Source organism: Mycoplasma sp. 1890 (genome assembly GCF_053851615.1).
This window is the reverse complement of record NZ_JBSQAZ010000002.1, coordinates 60,299-82,252: the sequence shown is the minus strand read 5'-3', so window position 1 is coordinate 82,252 and position 21,954 is coordinate 60,299. Positions and strand designations below refer to the sequence as shown.

Sequence of the window (21,954 nt, the reverse complement as noted above, 5' to 3'; positions counted from 1 at the left end):
TAAATAATAAAACAACATTATTATAACCATAATTTCCTAATAATTTAGGAATTGATAATAAAAAAATAATAGCAAAGCCATTATTTTTCTACAATAGGATATACTGAAGCAAATTTTCTATTAATTCTATTTTCGAATTTTACAATACCATCTATTAAAGCAAATAATGTATCATCTTTTCCTTTGCCTACGTTATTGCCAGGAAAGATTTTTGTTCCTCTTTGTCTATAAATAATGCTTCCGGCTGTTACAAATTGTCCATCAGTAGCCTTAACTCCTAATCTTCTACCAGCCGAGTCTCTACTATTCGAGGTTGTTCCACCAGATTTCGTATGTGCCATGTCTTATTTCTCCTTAATTTCTGCAATTTGAACTTTTGTATAAGGTTGACGGTGACCTAATTTACGTTTATGAGTTGATTTAGCATTGTGTCTATAAACAACAATTTTCTTTGCTTTCCCTTGTTTTTCAATGATACCTAAAACAGAAGCAGCTTCTAAATATGGAGTTCCAATTTTATTTTCGACTGCTAAAACTTTATCAAAAACAACCTTGTCCCCTGCATTTCCATCGATTTTTTCGATATAAATAGAATCGCCTTTTTTAACGATTAATTGTTTACCACCTGTTTCGATAATTGCAAACATTTAAAATCTCCTTATATTTTGTCACATCTTTGAGGTACTTTTAAAAAGTTTAAAAACCTGTTTAGAATGGTTACTCTATAAGTAACTTGATTATTTTACCACAAATTTGCGTATATTTCGGCAAAATAAAAAAACAAGGAAATTATTCCTTGTCCTTATTCTAATTAATTATTCGTAATCTATTTTATTATCATCAAATTCTTCTGATTCATTATCATCAGTCTCAAAATCTTCATTGTCATAAAAATCATCAGCAAAGTCATTAACAAAGCCTTTATCGCTAAGACCTTCTTCATCATATTCTTGTGTCAAAGTATCTAAATCAATCATATTTTCATCGCCTAATTCAATATCGTCTTGTTCTTCATTTTCATCAAAATTTGTAAAGTATTTAATCGATGGTTTAATATCGTATTTAGAATGTTCTTCAAATGAATATAGTGCAGTTCCTGAAGGGATTTTCTTTCCAACAATAATATTTTCTTTTAGACCACTTAAATTATCTGTTCTAGAAGAAATGGCAGCATTAACAAGAATTTTCGAAGTTTCTTGATATGAAGCGGCAGCCAAAAACGAATCAGACAACAGTGGAACTTGTTTAGCACCTTTAATAACAACACTTCCATATGCTGGAATTTTGTTTTGAGATAATAATAACGAATTTTCTTCTTGGTAATCAAAGATATCAACAATAGCACCAGCAAAGAATTTTGAATCTCCGGGATCACTAATAACAATTTTAGACATCATTTGTCTAATAATAATTTCAATATATTTATCACTAATAGCAATACCTTGAATACGATAAATTCTTTGAATTTCTTTTAGTAAGTAATTTTGGACTGTTCTAACATCAGTTAGTGCTAATAACTCTTTTAGAATAATTGGGCCTTCTGAAAGCTTTTGGCCGACTTTAACATCATCACCAATAGAAACTCTTAATTTCTTATTAGTATTAACTAAAATAGATCTAGTTTCAATTTGATTTTTATTATTCAGAATTTTGATATAAACAACATAATCGTTATCAGATTTTTCAAGTTTTTCAATATCAACTACAATACCTTGATATGGCGAAATTGTTGCTGGTCTACCTCATGGTTGTTCATGAGCATCAATTAATTCAATTAATCTAGTAAAACCACCAGTAATATCTTCAACACCAGCAACCCCACCAGTATGGAATGTACGCATAGTTAGCTGTGTACCAGGTTCACCAATTGATTGAGCAGCTATGATACCTACTGCTTCACCAATATTAACAACACGGTTTGTTGCTAAGTCTTTACCAAAACACATTTTACATACACCATTACGAGTATTACATCCAAGGATCGATCTAATTTCAACTTCTTCAATACCAGCATCAATAATTTTTTGTGCTATCTTATTAGTAATTAGGATGTTTCGACCACAAATCAAATTACCTTCTTTATCATAAATTGGCTTATTTGAAAATCGACCAATTATTCTTTCTTTTAGAGATACAATAATTTGTTTTGTTTTAGTATCAATGATATTTCTAGCTAAAAATCCATATTCCGAACCACAATTTTCTTCTCTAACCACAATATTTTGAGCAACATCAACCAATCTTCTTGTTAAATAACCTGATTTAGCAGTATTAAGTGCAGTATCAGTAAGACCTTTTCTAGCACCATGGGTTGACGAATAGAATTCAAATGCGGTTAGGCCCTCGATAAATGATGACTTAACGGGAACTTCAACGGTCGAACGAACAACCCTATCATTTTTAGCATCAGCTTTAGTGGTTTTTGTATTGTTAGCCATCAATCCACGCATACCGGCTAATTGAACATAGTTCGAAATGTTTCCACGAGCACCTGAGTTAATCATAGTGATAACTGGGTTTTGCGGATTTTCTTTAATGATTGTTTGCAATTCTTGTTGGATTTTATCTTTGATTTCAGCTCATTTTTTAATAGTTAACGAGTATCTATCATCATCAGTTATATAACCTAATTTGTAGTAGTTTTTTAATTTAGCAATATATTCATCACCTTCAGCGATATATTCTTTCTTCTTTTCAGTTTCTAAAATATCCGAGAAGGAAATAGAAATACCTGAAGTAGTTGAATAATCAAAGCCAAGTTGTTTAATATCATCAAGAATAGAAGCAACAATATTTGTATATTTAAATCAAACCTTGTCTAACAATTTAGCTTTCTCTTTAGCACTTAATGGAATATGAATTTGTCCGCGGTATCTCTCTTCATTTTCTAAATTTAATTTTTGTTTTTCTTCTAAAACAAATTCAGTCAATAAATCTGCATGTTCTCTTTCAAGATTTTGGCCCTTATAGGTTTTTAATTTTAGAAATTCTAAAACAATATCTGAATCTTGCAAATCATTAATTTTATCAATAACGCTAGCAACTTCCGCTATGCTTATCGTTGCAACATAGTTATCAAACATGTAACGAATAATCTTGGCAATATTCTTTTTATTAAAGGCATCTAGCAATGGCAAGGTCTTAATATATTCAGGAATATTTATACCAGCTTTAACTACATATGTTTTATTAAACTCATTCTTATATTCCTCTAAATTAATTGCCTTTATTACTTTATTATCAAAGATAAAAGGAAAATCTTTTGGAAACACATTGTTAAAAATAAATTTACCAACTGTTGAAATAACATAAAGTTGTTGATTAATTGTATTTTTATTAAATATTTTGGAGTTCTTTACCTCTTCAGCAGGTAATGCTACCCTTGCATGTAAAGAAACTTTTTTAGCTTCAAGGTTCCTTATCATGTGATCATAATTGTCAAAGACTCTTCCTTCGCCCTTAGCATCTTTTTGTTCAATTGTTAAATAATATAAACCCAAAATCATATCTTGTGAAGGATTAATAATAGGTTCTCCATCCTTAGGGCCTAGAATATTTTTATTGGCAAGCATCAATTCACGACTTTCCAATAATGATTGTTCCGAAATAGGCACATGAACAGCCATTTGGTCACCATCAAAATCGGCATTAAAAGGGGTACATACTAAAGGGTGTAATCTTATAGCCTTTCCTCTAACTAAAACCGGTTCAAATGCTTGAATAGACAAACGGTGAAGCGTAGGAGCACGGTTAAGAAGTACTAATTTTCCTTTAATTGCTTCAGCAACATGAGGTCAAATAATTGGATTTTGATCTTCAATTATTTTCTTAGCATTTTTAACAGTTGTTGCAACCTGTTGATCAATTAAACGAGCAATAATTCATGGCTCAAATAATTTTGCAGCCATCTCTCTTGGAATACCGCATTGATGCATCTTTAAATTTGGTCCAACAACAATAACAGAACGGCCAGAATAGTCTACACGTTTTCCAAGCAAATTCTGTCTAAAACGTCCTTTTTTACCTGTTAGTGCATCTGAAATAGATTTAAATGGACGATTGTCCTTTGATAAAACAGGGTTAGGGGTTCTTCTTTGATTATCAATTAAAGCATCAACGGCTTCTTGAACCATACGTAATTCGTTTTGCGTTACGAGTTCAGGAGCATCTTTTTCTTGTCATTCTTGTAAACGATTATTTCTAATAATAACTCTACGATATAGCTCATTTATATCACTTGTTGAGTGTCTACCACCATCCAATTGAATTAATGGTCTAAGATCAGCCGGAATAACTGGTAAATTGTAAATTAGCATATTTGTTGGCGATTGTTTTGATTCAATAAACGCGTTAATAACTTGCAATCTCTTATATAATTTTTCCCTATTTTGTTTAGTAGTAGTTGCAAACTTTTCGGGATTTTTAGATTCTTGTAAATTGAGCTGATTAATTTGCTCTGTTACATAAGCTTTTTCAGCGACTAGATCTAAATTCTTCAATAGATACTCAATAGCTCTTGCCCCAGTCATAATTTTTGCATCTGAGTAATGTTGGATGATATCATTTAATTCATAAAAGTCAATTCCATATTCTTGACCAATTTTTGAAGTAGCTTTTTCAACCAATTGCTCAATTGTTTCTGAAATTTCATCATAAGCTTCTTTATGATCTGGATTTTTTGGATCAAAACGTGTTAATAATTCATCCAATGCTTCTTTATATATAACAGCAGCATCATTGATTTCGATTATTAAGTTTTTAGGTAATGATTTAAGTCCACCATCTTCTACAACAATATGATTTTTATAATAAATAAGATTTTCAAGTTCCTCTCTTCTAACTGTTTCAGATGAATTTTGACTCGAAATTCTTAAACCTAATAATTTATAAATAATTGAATGGTCAACCTTAAAAAACCAAAAATGAACAACAGGGCTATTTAACTTAATATGCCCCATATGATTTCTACGTGCTATTTTAGGCAAGATTTGAACATTTTCTTTACGACACAAATCAGTTCTTGTACAATATGAACCTTCATTTATTTTCTTATATTTATAACCACAAGTAGGACAACGATAATCTATCATTGGTCCAAAAATAATTTCATCAAACAAACCACCACGTTCAGGTTTATATGATTTATAGTTAATAGTTTCTGGTTTTGTAACTTCCCCATGCGATCAAGATTCAACATCCTCAGGAGTAGCTAATGATAAAGAAATTTTTCTAATTTTTGATTCATCTAATAAATCGAATTTTGCATTGTTTTTCATTATTCTGCTCCCCCATCTCAATCTTGTTGATATTTAGTATCAATTCTTTCATATTCAAGCTCATTTTCTTCTCGTGAATCATCATGAGTTTCAAGTTTGATGCACAAACCTCTTAGTTCATATGCCAAAACATTAAACGACTCAGGCATACCTGGCTTTGGCAACTTTGTTTTTCTTGCAAGCGAGTTATAAAGCTGATTACGTCCATTAATATTATCTGACTTATATGTTAATAGTTCTTGTAATAAATTTGCTGCACCATATGATTCGATGGCTCATGTTTCCATTTCCCCAAATCTTTGCCCACCATTTTGCGACTTACCACCAAGCGGTTGTTGCGTAATTAATGAATATGGTCCAACTGAACGAGCATGCATTTTATCATCAACCATATGATATAGTTTTAAATAGTACATTATCCCAACCGATATTGGTTGATCAAATGGTTCACCAGTGCGACCATCATACACAACAGATTTACCTGATGGATTAATTTTTGCTTCTTCAAGAATTTCTTTAATTTGATTATGAGTAATTCCATCAAATGTTGGAGTAACAAATTTTGTATTTAATTTTTGCGCAGCTAAGCCAAGGTGCAATTCTAGAACTTGTCCAATATTCATCCGTGATGGAACACCTTGAGGGTTAAGAACAATATCCAGTGGAGTACCATCTTCTAAATAAGGCATTTCCTCAACTGGTAAAACAACGGAAACAACGCCTTTATTACCATGACGACCTGCCATCTTGTCCCCAACTTTAATTTTTCTCTTTTGGGCAATTGAGACTTTAACAATCTTTTCAATACCATCTTCTAGAACATCGCCAAATTCACGACTTAAAACATCAACAGCAACAACTGTACCATTATGACCATGTTTAACTTTTAGTGATGTATCCTTTTTTGAAGCAGTCTTTTGTCCAAAGATAGCTCCCATCAGTTTTTCCTCAGGAGTTGGGTTTTCTTCACCTTTTGGCGATGTTCTACCAACCAAAATATCACCTGCAGAAACTTCAGAACCAACTCTAACGATACCATTATCATCTAAGAAACGCTTTGAGTGGTTTGAAACATTAGGAATATCAGTTGTTAAAATATCTTCACCGGCTTTTGAATGTCTAAATTGAATAGTTTGTTCTTCAATGTGAATCGAAGTATAGACATCATCCTTAACTAGTCTTTCTGATAAAACAACAGCATCCTCATAATTAAAACCATGTCATGTTGTGAAACCGACCAAAACATTCTTGCCTAATGCCATTTCACCATTTTTCATTGATGGACCATCAACCAGTAAATCTCCAGTTTTAACACTTTGACCTACCTTAACTAATGGAACCTGATGAATTAAAGTACCTTGATTAGATCTCTCGAAAGTTCTTAAATGGTATTCATCTCTCTTATTACTTTCATCTCTCTTAATGATGATAACGTTAGCATCGACATAAGATACCACACCATCATATTTAGCAATAATGTTTGTTGAGGAATATTTAGCAATATCAGCTTCAACACCAGTTGCAACTAATGGAGCTTCAGGGAATAATACAGGTACAGCTTGACGTTGCATATTAGAACCCATTAATGCCCGGTTAGCGTCATCGTTTTCTAAAAAAGGAATAGCAGAAGCAGCAATCGAGGTCATTTGACGGTTTGAAACCCCAACAAAATTAACTTCATTAGCTGGGACTTCAAGATATTCATTATCACGACGAACCATTACCATTTTATCAACAATTATATCATTTTCAATATTGACGGTTGATTGCGCAAATGTATACCCAGCTTCTTCGATGGCTGTTAAATAGTGCGGACTTGAAAAATCTACCTTTTTGTTTTCAACCTTAAAATATGGCGATTTAATAAATCCGTATTTATCAATGTCTGCGAATGATGCAAGATTAAGAATAAGTCCAATATTCGGCCCTTCAGGAGTTTCGATTGGGCAAATTCTTCCATAATGGGTAGGGTGAACATCACGAACCTCAAATTGGGCGGTATCACGGTTTAGACCTCTTGGCCCCAGCGAGGTAATACGACGTTTGTTCGAAATTTCAGCTAACGGATTACATTGGTCCATAAATTGCGAAAGTTTTGATGTATTGAAAAATGATTTAAACTGGTTAAATATTGGTTTATTATTTGTCACATTCTTTGGCGTAATCTTTGATGTTTCCTTGGTTGAAATTCTTTCACGAGTATTTTTTTCTAATTTAATTAGACCGATTCTAAATTGATTTTGCAAAAGCTCACCAATAGTAACAATTCTTTTATTTACTAATGAGTCAGGATCGTCATCAACACCAATATTAAACAATAAATTAAAATAGTATGATATTGTTGCAATTAAATCAGGAATTAGTAAAAAGTTTTCAGTTGAATTAGGATCATTACCTAGCACTTGAACTTTATTAATGTCATTTATCATGTCATTTTCTGTCGGATAAACTCAAACCCTCGGAACAGATAAACGCAAAGCAAGTTTTTCATTTCCAGGCATATCCAATTGATTACCATATACTGAAGGATCAACATCAGGCAATTTTCACAAAGGAAGAATGCCTAATCTAAATTCCTCTGCAATCTTTCTTGCTATTTCTCAAGTAATTAACAAACCTTTTTCATACTTAACTTCGCCATCCATATTAATGATATGCTCAGCTAAATAGGTGTTTACTAATCTTTCGGCGATATTTAACTTACGGTTCAAAGTAAAACGACCAGTTTCAGTTAAACTGTATCTTTTTTCATTAAAAATAGTTGATGGAATTAAATTACGGGCCGATTCGGCGGTCATTCTATCACCCTTTCTAATTAAGCGATATATTGTTTCCTGGGCATCCCTTGTAATTTCCTCATCAGTATTACCTAATGTTTTATCTTTTCGTAAAGTTTCATTTAATTCTGGAATATCACCAAACATTTTCTTAATACCTTTTTCAGTAAAACCAAGTGCTTTCAAAAAAGTAGATAATAAGAATGATTTATTTTTATCAATATGCACCTTAACGGTGTCCGGGTTAGATGAAGTAGTTTTGTGGTATATTTCAACTCATGAACCGACTTGAGGAATAATTTCAACTTTATTAAACAAGTCATTAGCCTGTTTATTTCTTACATTAACTCCAAAGTAAGCACCGGTTGAACGAATTAATTGAGAGACAATAACCTTTTCTGAACCATTAATGACAAATGAGCCTCCATATGTCATAATAGGAATTTCAGCAAAAACAACTTCAGCAGGTGTAACTTCACCTGTTTCTTCATTAACTTGCTTTAATTTAGCCTTTAACTTACCTTGATATGAAGAACCTTTTTGTTTTGCCTCTTTAATACACTCAAATTCAGTTTTATTAGGATATTCAAAAGTAGCAGAATTTTCAATATACTCAATTCTTACTTTTCCGCGTGATTCAATTGGATATATGTTTCTCAATTCCTCTTCAACACCTTTGGTTAAAAATTGTTCAACAGAGTCTCTTTGCATTTTTAAGAAATCAGGAGTATCGAATTTCTTTTGACTAATTGAATAATCTCTACGTTCGGTAACCGGTCCAAATTTTCTTAAAACATATTCTGGTTTTTTGTTCATATCTAACCTCATTTTTTGTTTAAATTTACTAAAATATACTCAAAGTATTTACAACAGTTTACACATACGCATGTATGCGCATTATTATATTATATAAAAAACACAAAAACGGCTTTTTAAGCCAGTTTTTTATGTTATCTTTATTAGTCTAAAACTACTTCAGCCTTAACTTCAGCTAATTTAGCCTTTAATTCTTCTGCTTCTTCCTTCTTAACATTTTCTTTTAATAAGGCAGGTGCTGACTCAACCAATTTCTTAGCATCCATTAAACCTAAACCTAGTAAATCCTTAACTGCCTTAATAACAGCAAGTTTATTTCCACCGTCTGATTTTAATGTAACATTAAATGTTGTTTTTTCTTCAACAACTTCAGCAGAAGCTGGAGCAGCGGCAGCAACAACAGCACTAGGATCAATTCCAAATTCTTCTTTTAGTCCTTCTACAAGTTCCATAACTTCTTTAATATTCATTTCTTTCAATGCTGAAACGAATTCTTCTTTTGTTAATTTAGCCATATTTTTCTCCTTAAAATTTTATTTTATATTTTGATTATTAGGTTTTACATTTCCTTTTGTTTAACTAACTCGTTTAGACCAATTGCAAGATTTCTAATTGGTGCAAGCAATGAGTTTCCAAGAATCATAAGTGATTCTTCATATGAAGGAAGTTTTGAAATTTCTTCAAGATTTTTTGCATCAACAACTTTGTTTTCATAAATACCAGCAACCAATTGTAAGGCAGGGTATTCTTTTTTGAATTTAGCTAATGCTTTTAGTGTGATTAAGTCATCTTCATTAGCAAAAATAAATATATTTTGGCCAGCAAGATAATCATTTAATGTTTTGTGTTCTGTCGATAATAAGGCTTGTTTAACTAAACGATTTTTATAAACTTTTATTAAAACGCCATACTTAGCCAATTCTCTACGAATTGCTTGCAACGAACTAACATCTAAAGTTTTATACATAGCAACATATAAAGCCTTAGACTGATTTAGGTTTTTAGAAATTTCATCAACAACTAAGACCTTAGCATCCCTTAATGCGCTCATTTCTCCTCCTATTTTAAATTATGTTTTTGCAATATCAATAGTCAAGCATACTCGGTAACTTATTAAGCGTTTGCCGTTACTGTCTTCATATATTGCAAAAGCATTATATCATAGAAAAAATAAAAATTTAATATCATTATCATAATTTTCCATTATTTAATGTGTATTTATAGTATACAATATATTTTGACTCATTTTCTATTTTGATTATTTATATTTTAATAGGAGTCAAAACAAAAGTCAAGCGTTTTTTGGTGTTTGACTCTTCTATTTTTTCAATCTATTTGTGCAAACAAAAAAATTGGAATGGAAACTTTTTTACAAAATACAAGGATTTTATTATGACAGGTAAAAATGCAGCAATTACATCTTTTATAATATATATTTTTGGCGCACTTTTTTTAACAATAGCCTTAGTTATGTTTTTGTTTTTAGCTTTAGTTAACATAAAATCTAATTCTAATGAAGAAATATTTGAAGAAATATTTGTTATTTTACCTTTTTTACCTTTGGGACCAGCGTTGATATTAAATATTATAGGTTTAGTATTTTATTTTATAGCTATGGTTAAAACAGGTTTATCAGCAGCTAGAATATTAATGATAATCGGGTTATTTCTTCCACTTTTAGGATTAATAGGTTTAATTATTGCTATGACTGAACAAACAAATTTTAATAAAGCAAAAATTTATATAAATAATGGAAATTATTGTAGTTTATGTGGACAATTGTTACAAAAAAACAATCAAACAATACAAAATCCGCAAATCAACACTCAATAAGAGGCCACTATTATTAGAGAAGTAATACATGTTAGTGGTAATCATGCAAATCTAGAATAAAACAAAAATTAAAATAAACCTTAATACATAAAGTATTAAGTTAAGGGGAAAAATGGAAAACTCAAATGTGAAAAAATTTCATTTTTTCATTTTTCAGATTTTCTTAAGTTTTTGAGCAAAAAATAAAAAGTGTAAAATTGACCATTATTTTCAAGCAAAACACACTTTTTGTTTTTTTATATACAATTTTTTACAATTTCTAAAATTTCATTATAAGTTTCTTCATTGCTCTTATTAATAGCGGGGTTAATAAATCTGTCTTCAATTATTTTCTCGTTTCTTAACTTAGTTAACTTATTACAGTCTTTTTAAAAAAAAAAAAAAAAATCAATTAACTTAGTATTGGTTATTTTTCAATAAAACCTTGTTGATGATAGAATTCATTAATTTCAAATATTGTAAAATAAAACAATTAATGCAATGAAATTTAGTAAAAAATGCCCTCGAATATGTTTTTCAGTTCGGATAAATATCGGTCAGATTTTTGGTGATTATTTCAATGTTTTAAGGTTTTCTTCAATTTGATATTGTTTGCGATAAACTAAAACAATTTCTTCAAGTTTAAGATCTTTTCTTGATGTTTCATAAACAAAGTAACCATCAAATTTTTCATCTTCTTCGATTTTGCCTAGATCAAGAATAAAACTCATTTTTCAACTCTTTATTTAAAAAAATATCTAACAAAGATGCTTTTATTGCACATCCTCAACACTATACAAATTCAAAAAAGAAATGAGTTTATTATCCCATATGATATTTTACTTACTTATAAGTCTATAGGAAGTCATTTAGGTCAAAATCTAAGTGCCATAAACCTAAGAAAAAACTGCTGGCAAAATAATGCATGAACAACCTAAAGAAATTAATGATTGATTAACTTTGAATGACTATGAAATGGATATAGTCTATAGAAATATAAAATCAAAGAAAGTCATATTAACTTTGATAAATCGCTTAACAAAAAAATCTTATGCAATCATATCAAGACTCAATGCTAGAGCAATAAAAAGAGCTCTCGAAAAATTGGCTGCTAGATTTAACTTTAAGATTAACACTTTATTAATAGATAACAAATCTGAAAGCTATATGTTGGACAATATAAAGAGTATCAAACAAATTTTTCACACAAATGCATTTGCATCATCTCAAAAGGGTTAGATTGAGAATATACATAAACTTATATTCTAAAAGAAAAAATTATTTGACTGATACAGCAATGATGAAACCTAATCCATGATGGACAAAATTAATAACGTTATTCGGCATAATATTAAGCAATTTCCATTTCTGATGTCGGTTAATGCAGCTCAAAATTTCTTTCAAAATAATTAAAAGTTTAATGAACGAAATTGTATGTTAGATTAGTTATCCATGCAAACAAATAGCAATTAAATATATGCAACTCTCAAATCCTTAGATATTAAAAATCAATACAAATTGATTATTTTGTTATTGATTTTAATTAAAAATTCGCGTTTTTTTAGGAATGCTTTTGCATTTTTTTTACATAAAATTATTCTAATAAAATTTAGTGAAGATGCACTTTTTCGTTTTATATTTAACAAATAATGTATATAATTAGGAGCATTAGGTATTTAAAATGAAAAATAAATTTAGTGAAAAAAGTTTTTTCTTATATGGTATTAATTTTATAGTTGGTTTTGGTTTTATAACAACAATCACAGGAATAATTGCTCAAGGTATATGAGGTATGTTAGTTTTTGCGCTAACATCATTCATCAGTTTTAGTGTTATTTTAGCATTTGCGCGTGGAGCTCAAGCATTTGGAAATGAGGCCGGCGGTTCATATGTTTATGCCAAAAAGGCTTCAGCAAATAAATTTTGAGTCTTTTTTAATGGCTGGAATCAATTCTCACAGATACCGCTTTTTTCAGCCACGACAATTTTATTTTTTTCAACATTGCTATCAGAATTTGATAAATCACATCAATTAATCTATCAAATTGTTTCTCTTGTATTCTTTCTTTCCTTGACATTAATTGCAACGTTTGGAATAAAGACATCTAAATGATTTATTTTATTTTCCGCTTCAGTAAAATGAATAACGATAATATTAGGTGTATCTTTAGGTATTTATTTATCCTTTAGTTCACTCGATTTTGCTAATAACATCTTGACAAATAGCAAAGTTTCAGTCTCAATAATTACTTTAAATGTATTGAATTTTATTTATGCATTTGGTGGTGCAGAAGGTCTTGCAGGAATAAGCGCTAACGTAGAAACAAAACGCTTTAAAAAGATATTATTACTAATTTTTGCTGCTGTACTTGCAATTTACTTTACTTTATATCTCTTACTGTTAGGACTGCAAAAAGGATTTATTGGTGAATCCACTTCATTTTCAAAATTCTTTCAATCGTTATGAGGTTTAGCTGGACTTATAATTTTTATGATAGGTACACTATTCAATAGAATTTCAAGCACTCTTTCGGCAAACATATACTATTCAAGAATTGTTGCTCCTTTAGCTCATGATGGATTCTTACCTTCAAAACTAGGCAAGAAAAACAAGCATGGCGAATATAGAAACGCATTATTATTTGCAACAGGTTTTAGTGTTATATCAATGATTATTTTTACAGCAATACCATATGCATTAGGCATAAAAGATCAATTTAGTTTTATCCTTAATGCTGGTAACGTGGTTTTCTTAATGCAGTACCTTTTAGTAATAATTTCGATTTTAGTTATTGCATTCAAACATAGAACATTTAGGCTTACTTGATGAGAAACTACAATATTTATTTTGTCTATTATTTTAATAATTTTTATATTAGTAGTTAATTTTATTCCTCCGATTGTAGGCGATGAATACACAAAAGGAACTATATTTTTAGCACCTAGTTATCTAGGTGTAATGTTGATTGGCTTTGTCATTTGAGGAATATATTCAGCAGTAAAACGACGTAAAAAGAAAAATATTTCAAAAACTTATGAGCTCAAAATATAGCTATATTATCACTTTGCTAATTTTCCTGATTACTTGTTTGAATTTTTAGGTCTTAAAAAATAAATTTGATATCATAAGTTTAATAAACATTTTTAAACTATAAAAATGTTGCAATTTGAATAAGAATTAACAAAATAAAAAATATAACCCAGAACTGTAGCTGGGTTTAATATTAATAATCAAGTGTAAAAAGTTTATTCTTATGAGTTATTTTTTTTACATCGATTTCGTATTCTTTTATATATTCGTCATCGCTTTTATTATCCATTTTAGGATAATATCTTTCAAAAACAACAGATGCTTCGGCCTCTTCATGATAATGATTAACTCATATTGTGAATCCATCAATAACATCCAAAGTTTTATCTGCGCTAAACTTAATTTTATTTTTTCTTAAAATCCTTAAAAGGGACCATTTTCCTTCTCCTGGTTGTCATGTATCGAAATATAATGGATTTCTAAATTTCATTTCATCATTGATAGTTCTTACATTTGATATCGGTATTATAAATTCTTCATTTTTTTTGAGAGGAGATGCAAAATAATCGCTTGTATTATTAAATTGATCTGGAATTAGCAATTTTACAGAATGAGGAAAGTACAAAAATGTAATTTCTTTAGCTTTTGTAAGCCAAATTTTGAATTCTTTTTCGTATCCTTTTTTATTGGTCGTGTCATTATTTTCCAACTTTACATTTATAGCAAGCATATAATAGTTTTTAACTTTATTTTCATTAACAAAATCTATTAATTCTTGATATTTATTTTCTGTTTTAAAAGTTATTTTTCTAAAAGGTCTTTTAATTACCTCACCTTTATCTTTATTGCGAAGTTTTGAATATAAAAGCGGATTATGAGAGTATTCAGCTTTATAAATCCCACCTGGTTTTATAATGTCTTCATGTTGTTCATTATCCTCATTTTTGTGAATTATACAACTTGTAGATAATAAAACAGTACTTAAAAATGGAACGATAGTTATTATTTTTATTCATTTATTTTTTTTCATTATTTTATAAATCCTCATAATTTAAGTGACTCTGTCATTTCATCACCAGTTACATGTTTTACGCCGTCTCAGAAGTATGGCTTTAGTTCAGTATTTCCTTTATGTTCTAAATATTCTGCGCTATAAATATGATCAATATCTAGTATCACCTGAGAATGTTTTTGTTTTCAATTGTAATTTATCAATACTCTTCCATCATTGTAGGAACCATATGCTACATATATGTGACTACCATCTCTGTATACATATTTACCATTTTCGAACTTTTTTGTTTTTGATCATAGAAATAAAGGAATTTTTTTATTAATTATAAAATCATTAATACTTTTGGTATTTTTTAATGTTTTAAATTCATAATTTGCAGTTTTACCATTATTTTTTATGAAACTTTTTAACATAAATTGTCTATCTTCTGAACTGGCGCCATTCTTATAAACATGTTTTTTTAACATATCTATCATATAAATATTTTTCAATTCAGGTGAAAACTTATTTTCGTATAGATATTGTTTCTTAATTTCTGGTAAATAACTTTCCATTGCTTCTTTTAGTTTTATTGATGGAGATTTTCTATGTCTTGGACTTCATTCTTCTGGTCCTAATGTAGTTATATCAATATGAAAGTCTTCTTTTTTGTTTATATATTTATCACTTTCTGTTATCGTCATGTAATTAGAACCTAAAAAATAATGATTGTATAGCATCATTTGATTCACAGTAATATATGCACATATTCCTCCTCATTCTTCATATATATAATTAAAAGTGTCGTTTTCTCCAAATGTTTTTCTTGGTTCTGTTTTAAAAATTCAAGAATGATTTATTTCGTTATCTGCATATAAAAAGCCATTCAACTCATCTCTTATTCCAAGATTAGAATATTCCGATTTTTTTGCATTTTGCAGTTCTGATAAATTAAGGTATTTAAAATTATTGAAATTTACTTTACTCTTTTTGCTATCTTTTTTATTTTTTCAATCTTCGTTTATGCTCTCGTTATTAGTCTTCTTTTTTGGTCTTCTATGATCCCCTATCATTAATTTGTCTCGATCATTTTTATTTAATATTGATATATCTCCGATGGTTTCTCTGTAATATACCAAATTATCATTGGACATGATTTCTGAACTTAAATTAGATATGTTTCAATTTGGATTAACCTCTATTATTTTTTCTTTTTCTTGATCAAATATTGAAAAACCACCTTTCTCATATCCTACTATATATGAATATTTATTTGTTTCCGGATCTAGATAATTTCTACTTACAAATTTCACTTTTGTGTCTTTTTTTCCAGTTAATTTTATAAAATCATATAAACAGTATGAAGATAATTTTTCTTTATATTGTCTTTCTTTTTTTCTTTTCCTCAATATATTTTGTATCCTCATATGGCATTATTTTTAATGAAACCATTGTAAATGGTATAATGCTAGCTATCGTAACTAAAGAAAAACTAAATAATTTATTTTTCGCATATTCTCCTTTTTTATTTCTTCATATCTTTATTGTATTATTTTTAAGAAATAGTGTTAAATTTATATTTAAAATACTCATATATTTTCATATTTATTTTTTTGTATTTCCCAGTTTTGGCATAAAAAATATAGAATTTCAAACCAAATAATCTGCTTATACTATTTATAGTATAGGTTTTTTATTTTCTTATTTTTTTAACAACATTTTAATTTAATATAGTCATGTCAAAAGAATCTAATTTGGTCGATATTTTTTCAAAGCCTGGAAAGAGGGTTGATATAAATTCGCCAAAAAAAGAAATTATGAAATACAAAAAAAGAGGATTCTAATACAATAAAAGACATTTGATAAATTTATGATGATATTAAAAACGTTGTTAAAAGATAGTTAAAAAATAACAAATATACCTCAATTTTAGATAGATTTGTTATTTTTGTATAATAAAACTGGAAAACTCAAAAGGAAAATAAAAAGCAAGAAATAATTCTTGCTTAATTCTTAATTATTATTGAATCTAAATTCAGAAGGTATTTCATTCAATCCGTTTTTAAATAGGTTGGTTTTAAAATCCGAGGCTGAATAGATTTCTTTTAGCGCTTCACGATATGAATTTTTTTGTTCTTTACCACCACCATAAATTAGATCATATTGTGGAAGATTATATTTGCCATATAAACCATCATAGTTATAACCTTCAGATCTAAAAGCAACCGATAGGCCGACACGTGCCGAAATATTTGATGCATAAAATATTGAAACTAGCTCATTATTTTGATTTCGAATAGAAGTTCCAGAAGAACCACCAATCGGTGCATATCTACGTGGAATATAAGCTAAGCCCATATTTACATATCTTTTACCATTAACATAGTAAAAATCTTCGCCAATTTTTGGAGCCGCTATAAATGTATCTAAAACACCAGGTTTATCAATAAACGAACGATAACCAATTTGGTAAGAAAGAAAACTTCCTCGATCAAGTTTTTCTTTTGGATATGAAGAAGGTGTACCATCTTCGCCATTAGTTATTTTTGCATCATAATATTCATATTCGCTATTAATTCACAAGCTAAAACTATTGTTTTTTCTTTTAGTTTGATCATCATCAATGTATTTCTTCAAATAATAATCTTCACGTGATGAAGGCCACCCTACAGCATACAAGAAATCTATATCTTGAGGTAATTTAGATTTTAGAGGAAAATCAATTTTTGAATAATCCTTTAAGTATGATTTTTGTTTAAATTTAACTTGTTTATCAGCGTGATTAGCATAATCATTAGTAATTTCTTTTGCTAAATTTTGTGCAAAATCTTTGCTACCGACTTGTGGATATCTTTTAGTTACATTTTGGTCATTTGAAGTTGCATAATATTTATTAATCTTAGTAAAATCAATTTCTAAAACAGCAAAATCAACAAATTCTTCCACATCAGCATATTTTTTCTTTTGACGCTCAGATAAGAAATCATATGGATGAGATTTTAAATAGTCAGTTCCATCAAAAACCTTTCTAATTGCACTAGGATCTTCAAACGAAAAGCGAGTAATATTATCGTCTAATTCAGAAATACGTAAACTTTGCCCAACCTGTAATTTATTGTCTATCTTAGCTATTGAAAAGCTTGTCAAATTATTAGTCAATGCCCTTGCAACGTGAGAATTAGTTCCTAAATATCATTTTGTTGGATAACCATTACTATCAAGTTGGTAATCAAGAATTCAAGTGGTTCCATTTTCGCCAATTAAATGTTTTTTTGATTCTGCTTTTAGTTTTAAATCAAGAATAGCTGCTTGTTGCTTTTGGATTTCGATTTCACGAGTTCTATTTTTATATTCTGCAATAGCGTCATCATATTTTTTTAGTTCAGTTTCTTTTTCTTTTTGAAGACTTTCAGTTAAATGAACATCGGTGTTCTTAGCAATTTTGTCATCTAATTCTTTTGTTAGAGCTTCTTTTTGTTCTTTTAATTCAGCAACCTTTTTGTCAATTAATTTTCTAAATTCTGATTCATTATTAGGATCTTTCCAATGTTTAATAGCTAATTCAATTTTTGCTATTTCATCTTTAAAATCATTGGCTCTTGTTAAAGCAATTGTAAAAGTCTGTTTGGCTATATCAAGATATTTTTGATTAACAATTTTTCTTGCTAAGCCATTAGTTTTAAAGGGATCATTTTTACCTAGTGTATCAACTCATGAAGGTTGTTTTCCTAATTCTGAAGGCTCAAATAGTTCAATTCCATCGACTTCGCCATCTGCTTTATATGAAGGCAAGCTAAAACCTTTATATGCGGCATTTTCATAAGAATCTTGACCTAACGTTTTTGCTTTTTCATCATATTTTTTAATTTGTTCACTAGTTGCCTTAGTATTTTCTCTTAATTTAGTTCAATCATCAATACCGGCAGAAAAAGCCAAATATTGCTTTAGCGAACCGACGTATTTATCATTATCATATTTAAAACGCTCTGTTTGGCTTAAACCAATATATTTTGAAACTTCATTATCTTCTGGATTTGAATCAATTTTGTTATTCGGTTTATCACCATTTGAATCGCTATTAAATGGTGAAGTTTTTAAACCTGATAATTCAAATATATGATTTTTTCTTGTTAATGTTGCTTTATTTTTAAAAACAACATTAAATTTAGCTTTTCCGGTAGTATTAGCGTCATCTTCTAAAATAATACCTTCAATTGATATGCTGATTTTATTATTTAGATTTACATCCTTAAAATTAATTTTTATATTGGAAACATTCTTTTGTAGCTCACTAGCAAATAGCTGTGACTTGGTATTGCCTGTTAAAAAGTTGTTAAAAATAAGTTCAAAATTATCTTCAATGTTTGTATTAATAATTAATTTGTTAAAATCATCATTAAATTCATCATCCGAATATTTTATGCTTGTGTCCGGTGTCTCACTAGACTGATTTTTCTTAATGTTTTCCTTAATATTTGTAATTTCGCTTTTTATGGCATTAATGGCTTGATCTGCCTTATTTTTAGCCTTACGCAAATCAAATACGCCACTGCTTTCATTAGTTAGAATATCATTAATTTCTTTTTGAACTTTTATTCCTTCAGTATAAGCGCTCGATTGTTTAGCATCACTACGGGTATCTTTTAATTCTCTTAAAGATGTCTCTAATTCGGTTAATTGTTTTTTAATATTGTCTTTTAGCGATGTTATGTCATCCTGACATGATATCAATGCAAATGTTGGAGAAAAAAGTAACGGCATTCCAAAAAACGTAGTAATAATTGCCTTGTTTCTTTTTGTTAATTTCATAATTTTAAGATTCCTTATATACTTTTCTAAAATTAGTTGAATGCTTCATCACTAGCAAAACTTACTTTGTAACCATTAGATTCAAGTTGACTCTTCAATGAACTTGCCCCCCGTGGAACTTGAACTTCCCTCGAAATTCCTGATAAATTAATTAAGATGCTTAAATTTGTTAAGGCTGAACTGGTCAAATTATCTTTAGTTGTCAATCTAACATTTTGCGTAACACTACCATTACTAAATTCAATTTTAGTTGGAGGAAATCCAGGTTCACCGCGTGACATTACGGTGTCAAATTGTGCACCATCTAAATCATCACCACTAATTTCGTATCAGGCTTTATCACTAAAGAATTTAGCATTTTTTAGTTTTCTTGGTTTATTTGATGATTTAATGTAATCATAAAAAATTAAGCCTTTTAATGATCTGATAGAAGGGGCTCTTGAGAAATCAATTCTTGTTGGATAACTATTTCCACCTTCATTGGTATCTGGATTTAGACCAGGGCCGAACCCACCTTGAAATATTCCTTCATTATTTCTAGTGTAATAAGCCATTCTTAAACCATTGTTAATTCTTTCATATTTCTTTTGCGGATCTTTTAGTAAATCAGACTCTTCAAATGCTAGGGTGTTAAATGTAATTCTTGAAGCAATTTCGGCTCCGGGTCTTGTATCTCAACTAACATTGTAATCAATAGTATTAATTCACTCAACATTACGCAATGCTCATGGGTTAATCGATCAATCATCAAGTAGAGAATTACCTAAGGTAAATAACGCTAATTCCTTAATGTTTTTCTTTTCTAATTCGACTAATGCTGATGTATTAGTTGCTCTATGATCAAAGAAAAGTTCTAATTGCGGCAAGTTATCAGGTAAAGCTCTTAAAATATCTTTGAATTTTTGGTTAGGATCTTTTTTACCCATATTTTTTATACGATATGAAGTAATTTCAATACCTTTATTCTTTAATGATTCAATTAAATTCTTAGTTTTCTCATAACCATCATAGTTAGCAGCATCAATTTCCACAATGTAGCCTTTATTTAACTTACCTTCTTGCGGTTTTTGTCTTGTTAATTCAGTTATGGTTATACCATCATTATTTCCGACATTGAATTCTTTAAATTTTTCAGATTGGGTAACATCTTGTTTAGTTCATCCTGGATATACACCATTTTGAATTTGTTCTGGGTTTCGACCAAAATATCCCTCAATGCCAAAAGCACGACGGTCACGATTATCTCTTTCACGTCTAGCTATCTCGCCGTTATAACCAGGAGCTGGTGAATAGCTATATGAGTCGATTTCTCCATTTTCATTAATATATGCATTATTAGGAGAAGCAGTATAACCTTGTTTTAAATATTCTTCTGCTCCTTTACCTAATTTTGTAAATTTTGTATAATCTAAATTTTTAATTAATCAAGCATATTTAACATTTTTACTCTTAAATTGTTTATTAGGATATTCTTTTTTTGCGTTCTCATTTAAAAAATTAACAACATTAGGGCTATCTAGAAGACGTCTGAATTTATCAATTAACTGAGCTCATACTTGACTATTTAATTCAATGTATCTATCAGGGTCAAATAATTCATTTTGTGGTAGTAGTACATCATCAATAAGGCTTGGGAAATAGTTTTGTAGTCCATCTGCATTATTATTAATAAGTTGTTTAAGAGTTGCTTTTCTTAACTCATCTGTTACTTCAACACTTTTAACATTTCCAACAATTTCATTTACATAAGGATTTTTATTAGTAATTCCTGCAGCAACATCGCGAGGGTCTAATGGTCTAGTTGGAGGTGGTGTTACTTCAGCTAGAACCTGAACACCATTAATTGTAATAGTAATTCTTTCACTTCTAGGTGTAGGGGCAGGTTTAGGGGCAGGGGCCGGCTTTGGCGCTGGTTTAGGAGTTGGTTTTGGTTTTGGCGGAACCGGAACAGGTTTCGGCGGAACTGGAATAGGTTTAGGTTTTGGTTTGGGTTGTGGAAGGGGGACTGGGTTTGTTTTTGGTTCGGGTTTTGGTTCGGGTTTGGGTTGTGGTTTGGGTTCAGGTTTTGGTTCGGGTTTGGGTTGGGGAGGAACTGGGATAGGTTCTGGTTCGGGTTTGGGTTGTGGAGGCACAACAACAGGAGGTTTTGGAATTTCTTTTAAATTCTTATCAGTTATAGACACATCAGCTTTAGTTACATCGGGTGTACCTTTGTGAAATATTTCAGAGTTTTCACCATAAATATTGTTAAATTCTATACCATTTTTATTCTTTTGGTTAGCAGCAAAAATAGCATTACCTATAATTGCTGAACCTAATATTGTTGATCCTAAGGTAAATAAAACGATCTTATTCTTTTTACTCTTTAAAAGCTTCATATTTTCTCCTTAAAATAATTTCAATTCATAAAAAAATCTTATGAACCTTTAATTTAACCTA

14 protein-coding genes are annotated in these 21,954 nt (G+C 29.6%); 3 read left to right on the top strand and 11 right to left on the bottom strand.

Annotated features, from left to right (window positions below; genetic code table 4):
* Window positions 1-80: 80 nt before the first annotated feature.
* The 6 genes from rpmA to rplJ all read right to left on the bottom strand — a co-directional run bounded on the left by rpmA (window position 81) and on the right by rplJ (window position 9,920).
* Complete coding sequence (gene rpmA, locus ACWXVO_RS00980; RefSeq protein WP_438340302.1) at window positions 81-341, bottom strand: 50S ribosomal protein L27; 261 nt, start codon at window positions 339-341, stop codon at window positions 81-83.
* Between the two features lie 3 nt (window positions 342-344).
* Complete coding sequence (gene rplU, locus ACWXVO_RS00975; RefSeq protein ID WP_438340303.1) at window positions 345-647, bottom strand: 50S ribosomal protein L21; 303 nt, start codon at window positions 645-647, stop codon at window positions 345-347.
* Window positions 648-815: 168 nt separating this feature from the next.
* The gene (locus ACWXVO_RS00970) at window positions 816-5,276 is read right to left on the bottom strand and encodes a DNA-directed RNA polymerase subunit beta' (protein WP_456002002.1); all 4,461 of its coding nucleotides are present in this window, start codon (window positions 5,274-5,276) and stop codon (window positions 816-818) included.
* Window positions 5,276-8,869, bottom strand: a complete 3,594-nt coding sequence (gene rpoB / locus ACWXVO_RS00965; RefSeq protein ID WP_456001999.1) for a DNA-directed RNA polymerase subunit beta — start codon at window positions 8,867-8,869, stop codon at window positions 5,276-5,278. Before rpoB ends, ACWXVO_RS00970 begins: the two co-directional genes overlap by 1 nt.
* 143 nt (window positions 8,870-9,012) lie before the next feature.
* On the bottom strand, window positions 9,013-9,384 hold the full coding sequence (rplL, locus tag ACWXVO_RS00960) for a 50S ribosomal protein L7/L12 (protein WP_438340306.1): 372 nt from the start codon (window positions 9,382-9,384) through the stop codon (window positions 9,013-9,015).
* Window positions 9,385-9,428: 44 nt separating this feature from the next.
* Entirely contained in the window at window positions 9,429-9,920 is a 492-nt protein-coding gene (rplJ, locus tag ACWXVO_RS00955) for a 50S ribosomal protein L10 (RefSeq protein ID WP_456001996.1), read from the bottom strand.
* 341 nt (window positions 9,921-10,261) lie between these two features.
* Here rplJ and ACWXVO_RS00950 point away from each other — a divergent pair, with 341 nt between their 5' ends.
* Window positions 10,262-10,702 carry a hypothetical protein gene (locus ACWXVO_RS00950; RefSeq protein ID WP_444704773.1) on the top strand — a complete coding sequence of 147 codons (441 nt, stop codon included), beginning with the start codon at window positions 10,262-10,264 and terminating at the stop codon, window positions 10,700-10,702.
* A 551-nt stretch (window positions 10,703-11,253) separates the two neighbouring features.
* Here the strand turns inward: ACWXVO_RS00950 and ACWXVO_RS00945 are convergent.
* A complete protein-coding gene (locus tag ACWXVO_RS00945; protein ID WP_455993618.1) occupies window positions 11,254-11,412 on the bottom strand; it encodes a hypothetical protein in 159 nt (52 codons plus the stop codon).
* A 190-nt stretch (window positions 11,413-11,602) separates the two neighbouring features.
* Between ACWXVO_RS00945 and ACWXVO_RS00940 the strand changes: the two genes are divergently transcribed.
* Both ACWXVO_RS00940 and ACWXVO_RS00935 read left to right on the top strand, forming a co-directional pair.
* Complete coding sequence (locus ACWXVO_RS00940; RefSeq protein WP_456001993.1) at window positions 11,603-11,920, top strand: hypothetical protein; 318 nt, start codon at window positions 11,603-11,605, stop codon at window positions 11,918-11,920.
* Window positions 11,921-12,362: 442 nt separating this feature from the next.
* Window positions 12,363-13,733 carry an APC family permease gene (locus ACWXVO_RS00935; protein WP_456001990.1) on the top strand — a complete coding sequence of 457 codons (1,371 nt, stop codon included), beginning with the start codon at window positions 12,363-12,365 and terminating at the stop codon, window positions 13,731-13,733.
* A gap of 172 nt (window positions 13,734-13,905) precedes the next feature.
* On the opposite strand, the gene ACWXVO_RS00930 is transcribed toward ACWXVO_RS00935, so the two are convergent.
* From ACWXVO_RS00930 to ACWXVO_RS00915, 4 genes are all read right to left on the bottom strand, one after another.
* Window positions 13,906-14,742: a hypothetical protein gene (locus ACWXVO_RS00930; protein ID WP_456001987.1), complete on the bottom strand. Its 837-nt coding sequence runs from the start codon at window positions 14,740-14,742 to the stop codon at window positions 13,906-13,908.
* The gene (locus ACWXVO_RS00925) at window positions 14,742-16,115 is read right to left on the bottom strand and encodes a putative cysteine peptidase (RefSeq protein ID WP_456001984.1); all 1,374 of its coding nucleotides are present in this window, start codon (window positions 16,113-16,115) and stop codon (window positions 14,742-14,744) included. Before ACWXVO_RS00925 ends, ACWXVO_RS00930 begins: the two co-directional genes overlap by 1 nt.
* 604 nt (window positions 16,116-16,719) lie before the next feature.
* Window positions 16,720-19,515 carry an Ig-specific serine endopeptidase MIP gene (gene mip, locus ACWXVO_RS00920; RefSeq protein WP_456001981.1) on the bottom strand — a complete coding sequence of 932 codons (2,796 nt, stop codon included), beginning with the start codon at window positions 19,513-19,515 and terminating at the stop codon, window positions 16,720-16,722.
* A 32-nt stretch (window positions 19,516-19,547) separates the two neighbouring features.
* Window positions 19,548-21,893, bottom strand: a complete 2,346-nt coding sequence (locus ACWXVO_RS00915) for a putative immunoglobulin-blocking virulence protein (protein ID WP_456001978.1) — start codon at window positions 21,891-21,893, stop codon at window positions 19,548-19,550.
* Window positions 21,894-21,954 lie beyond the last annotated feature (61 nt).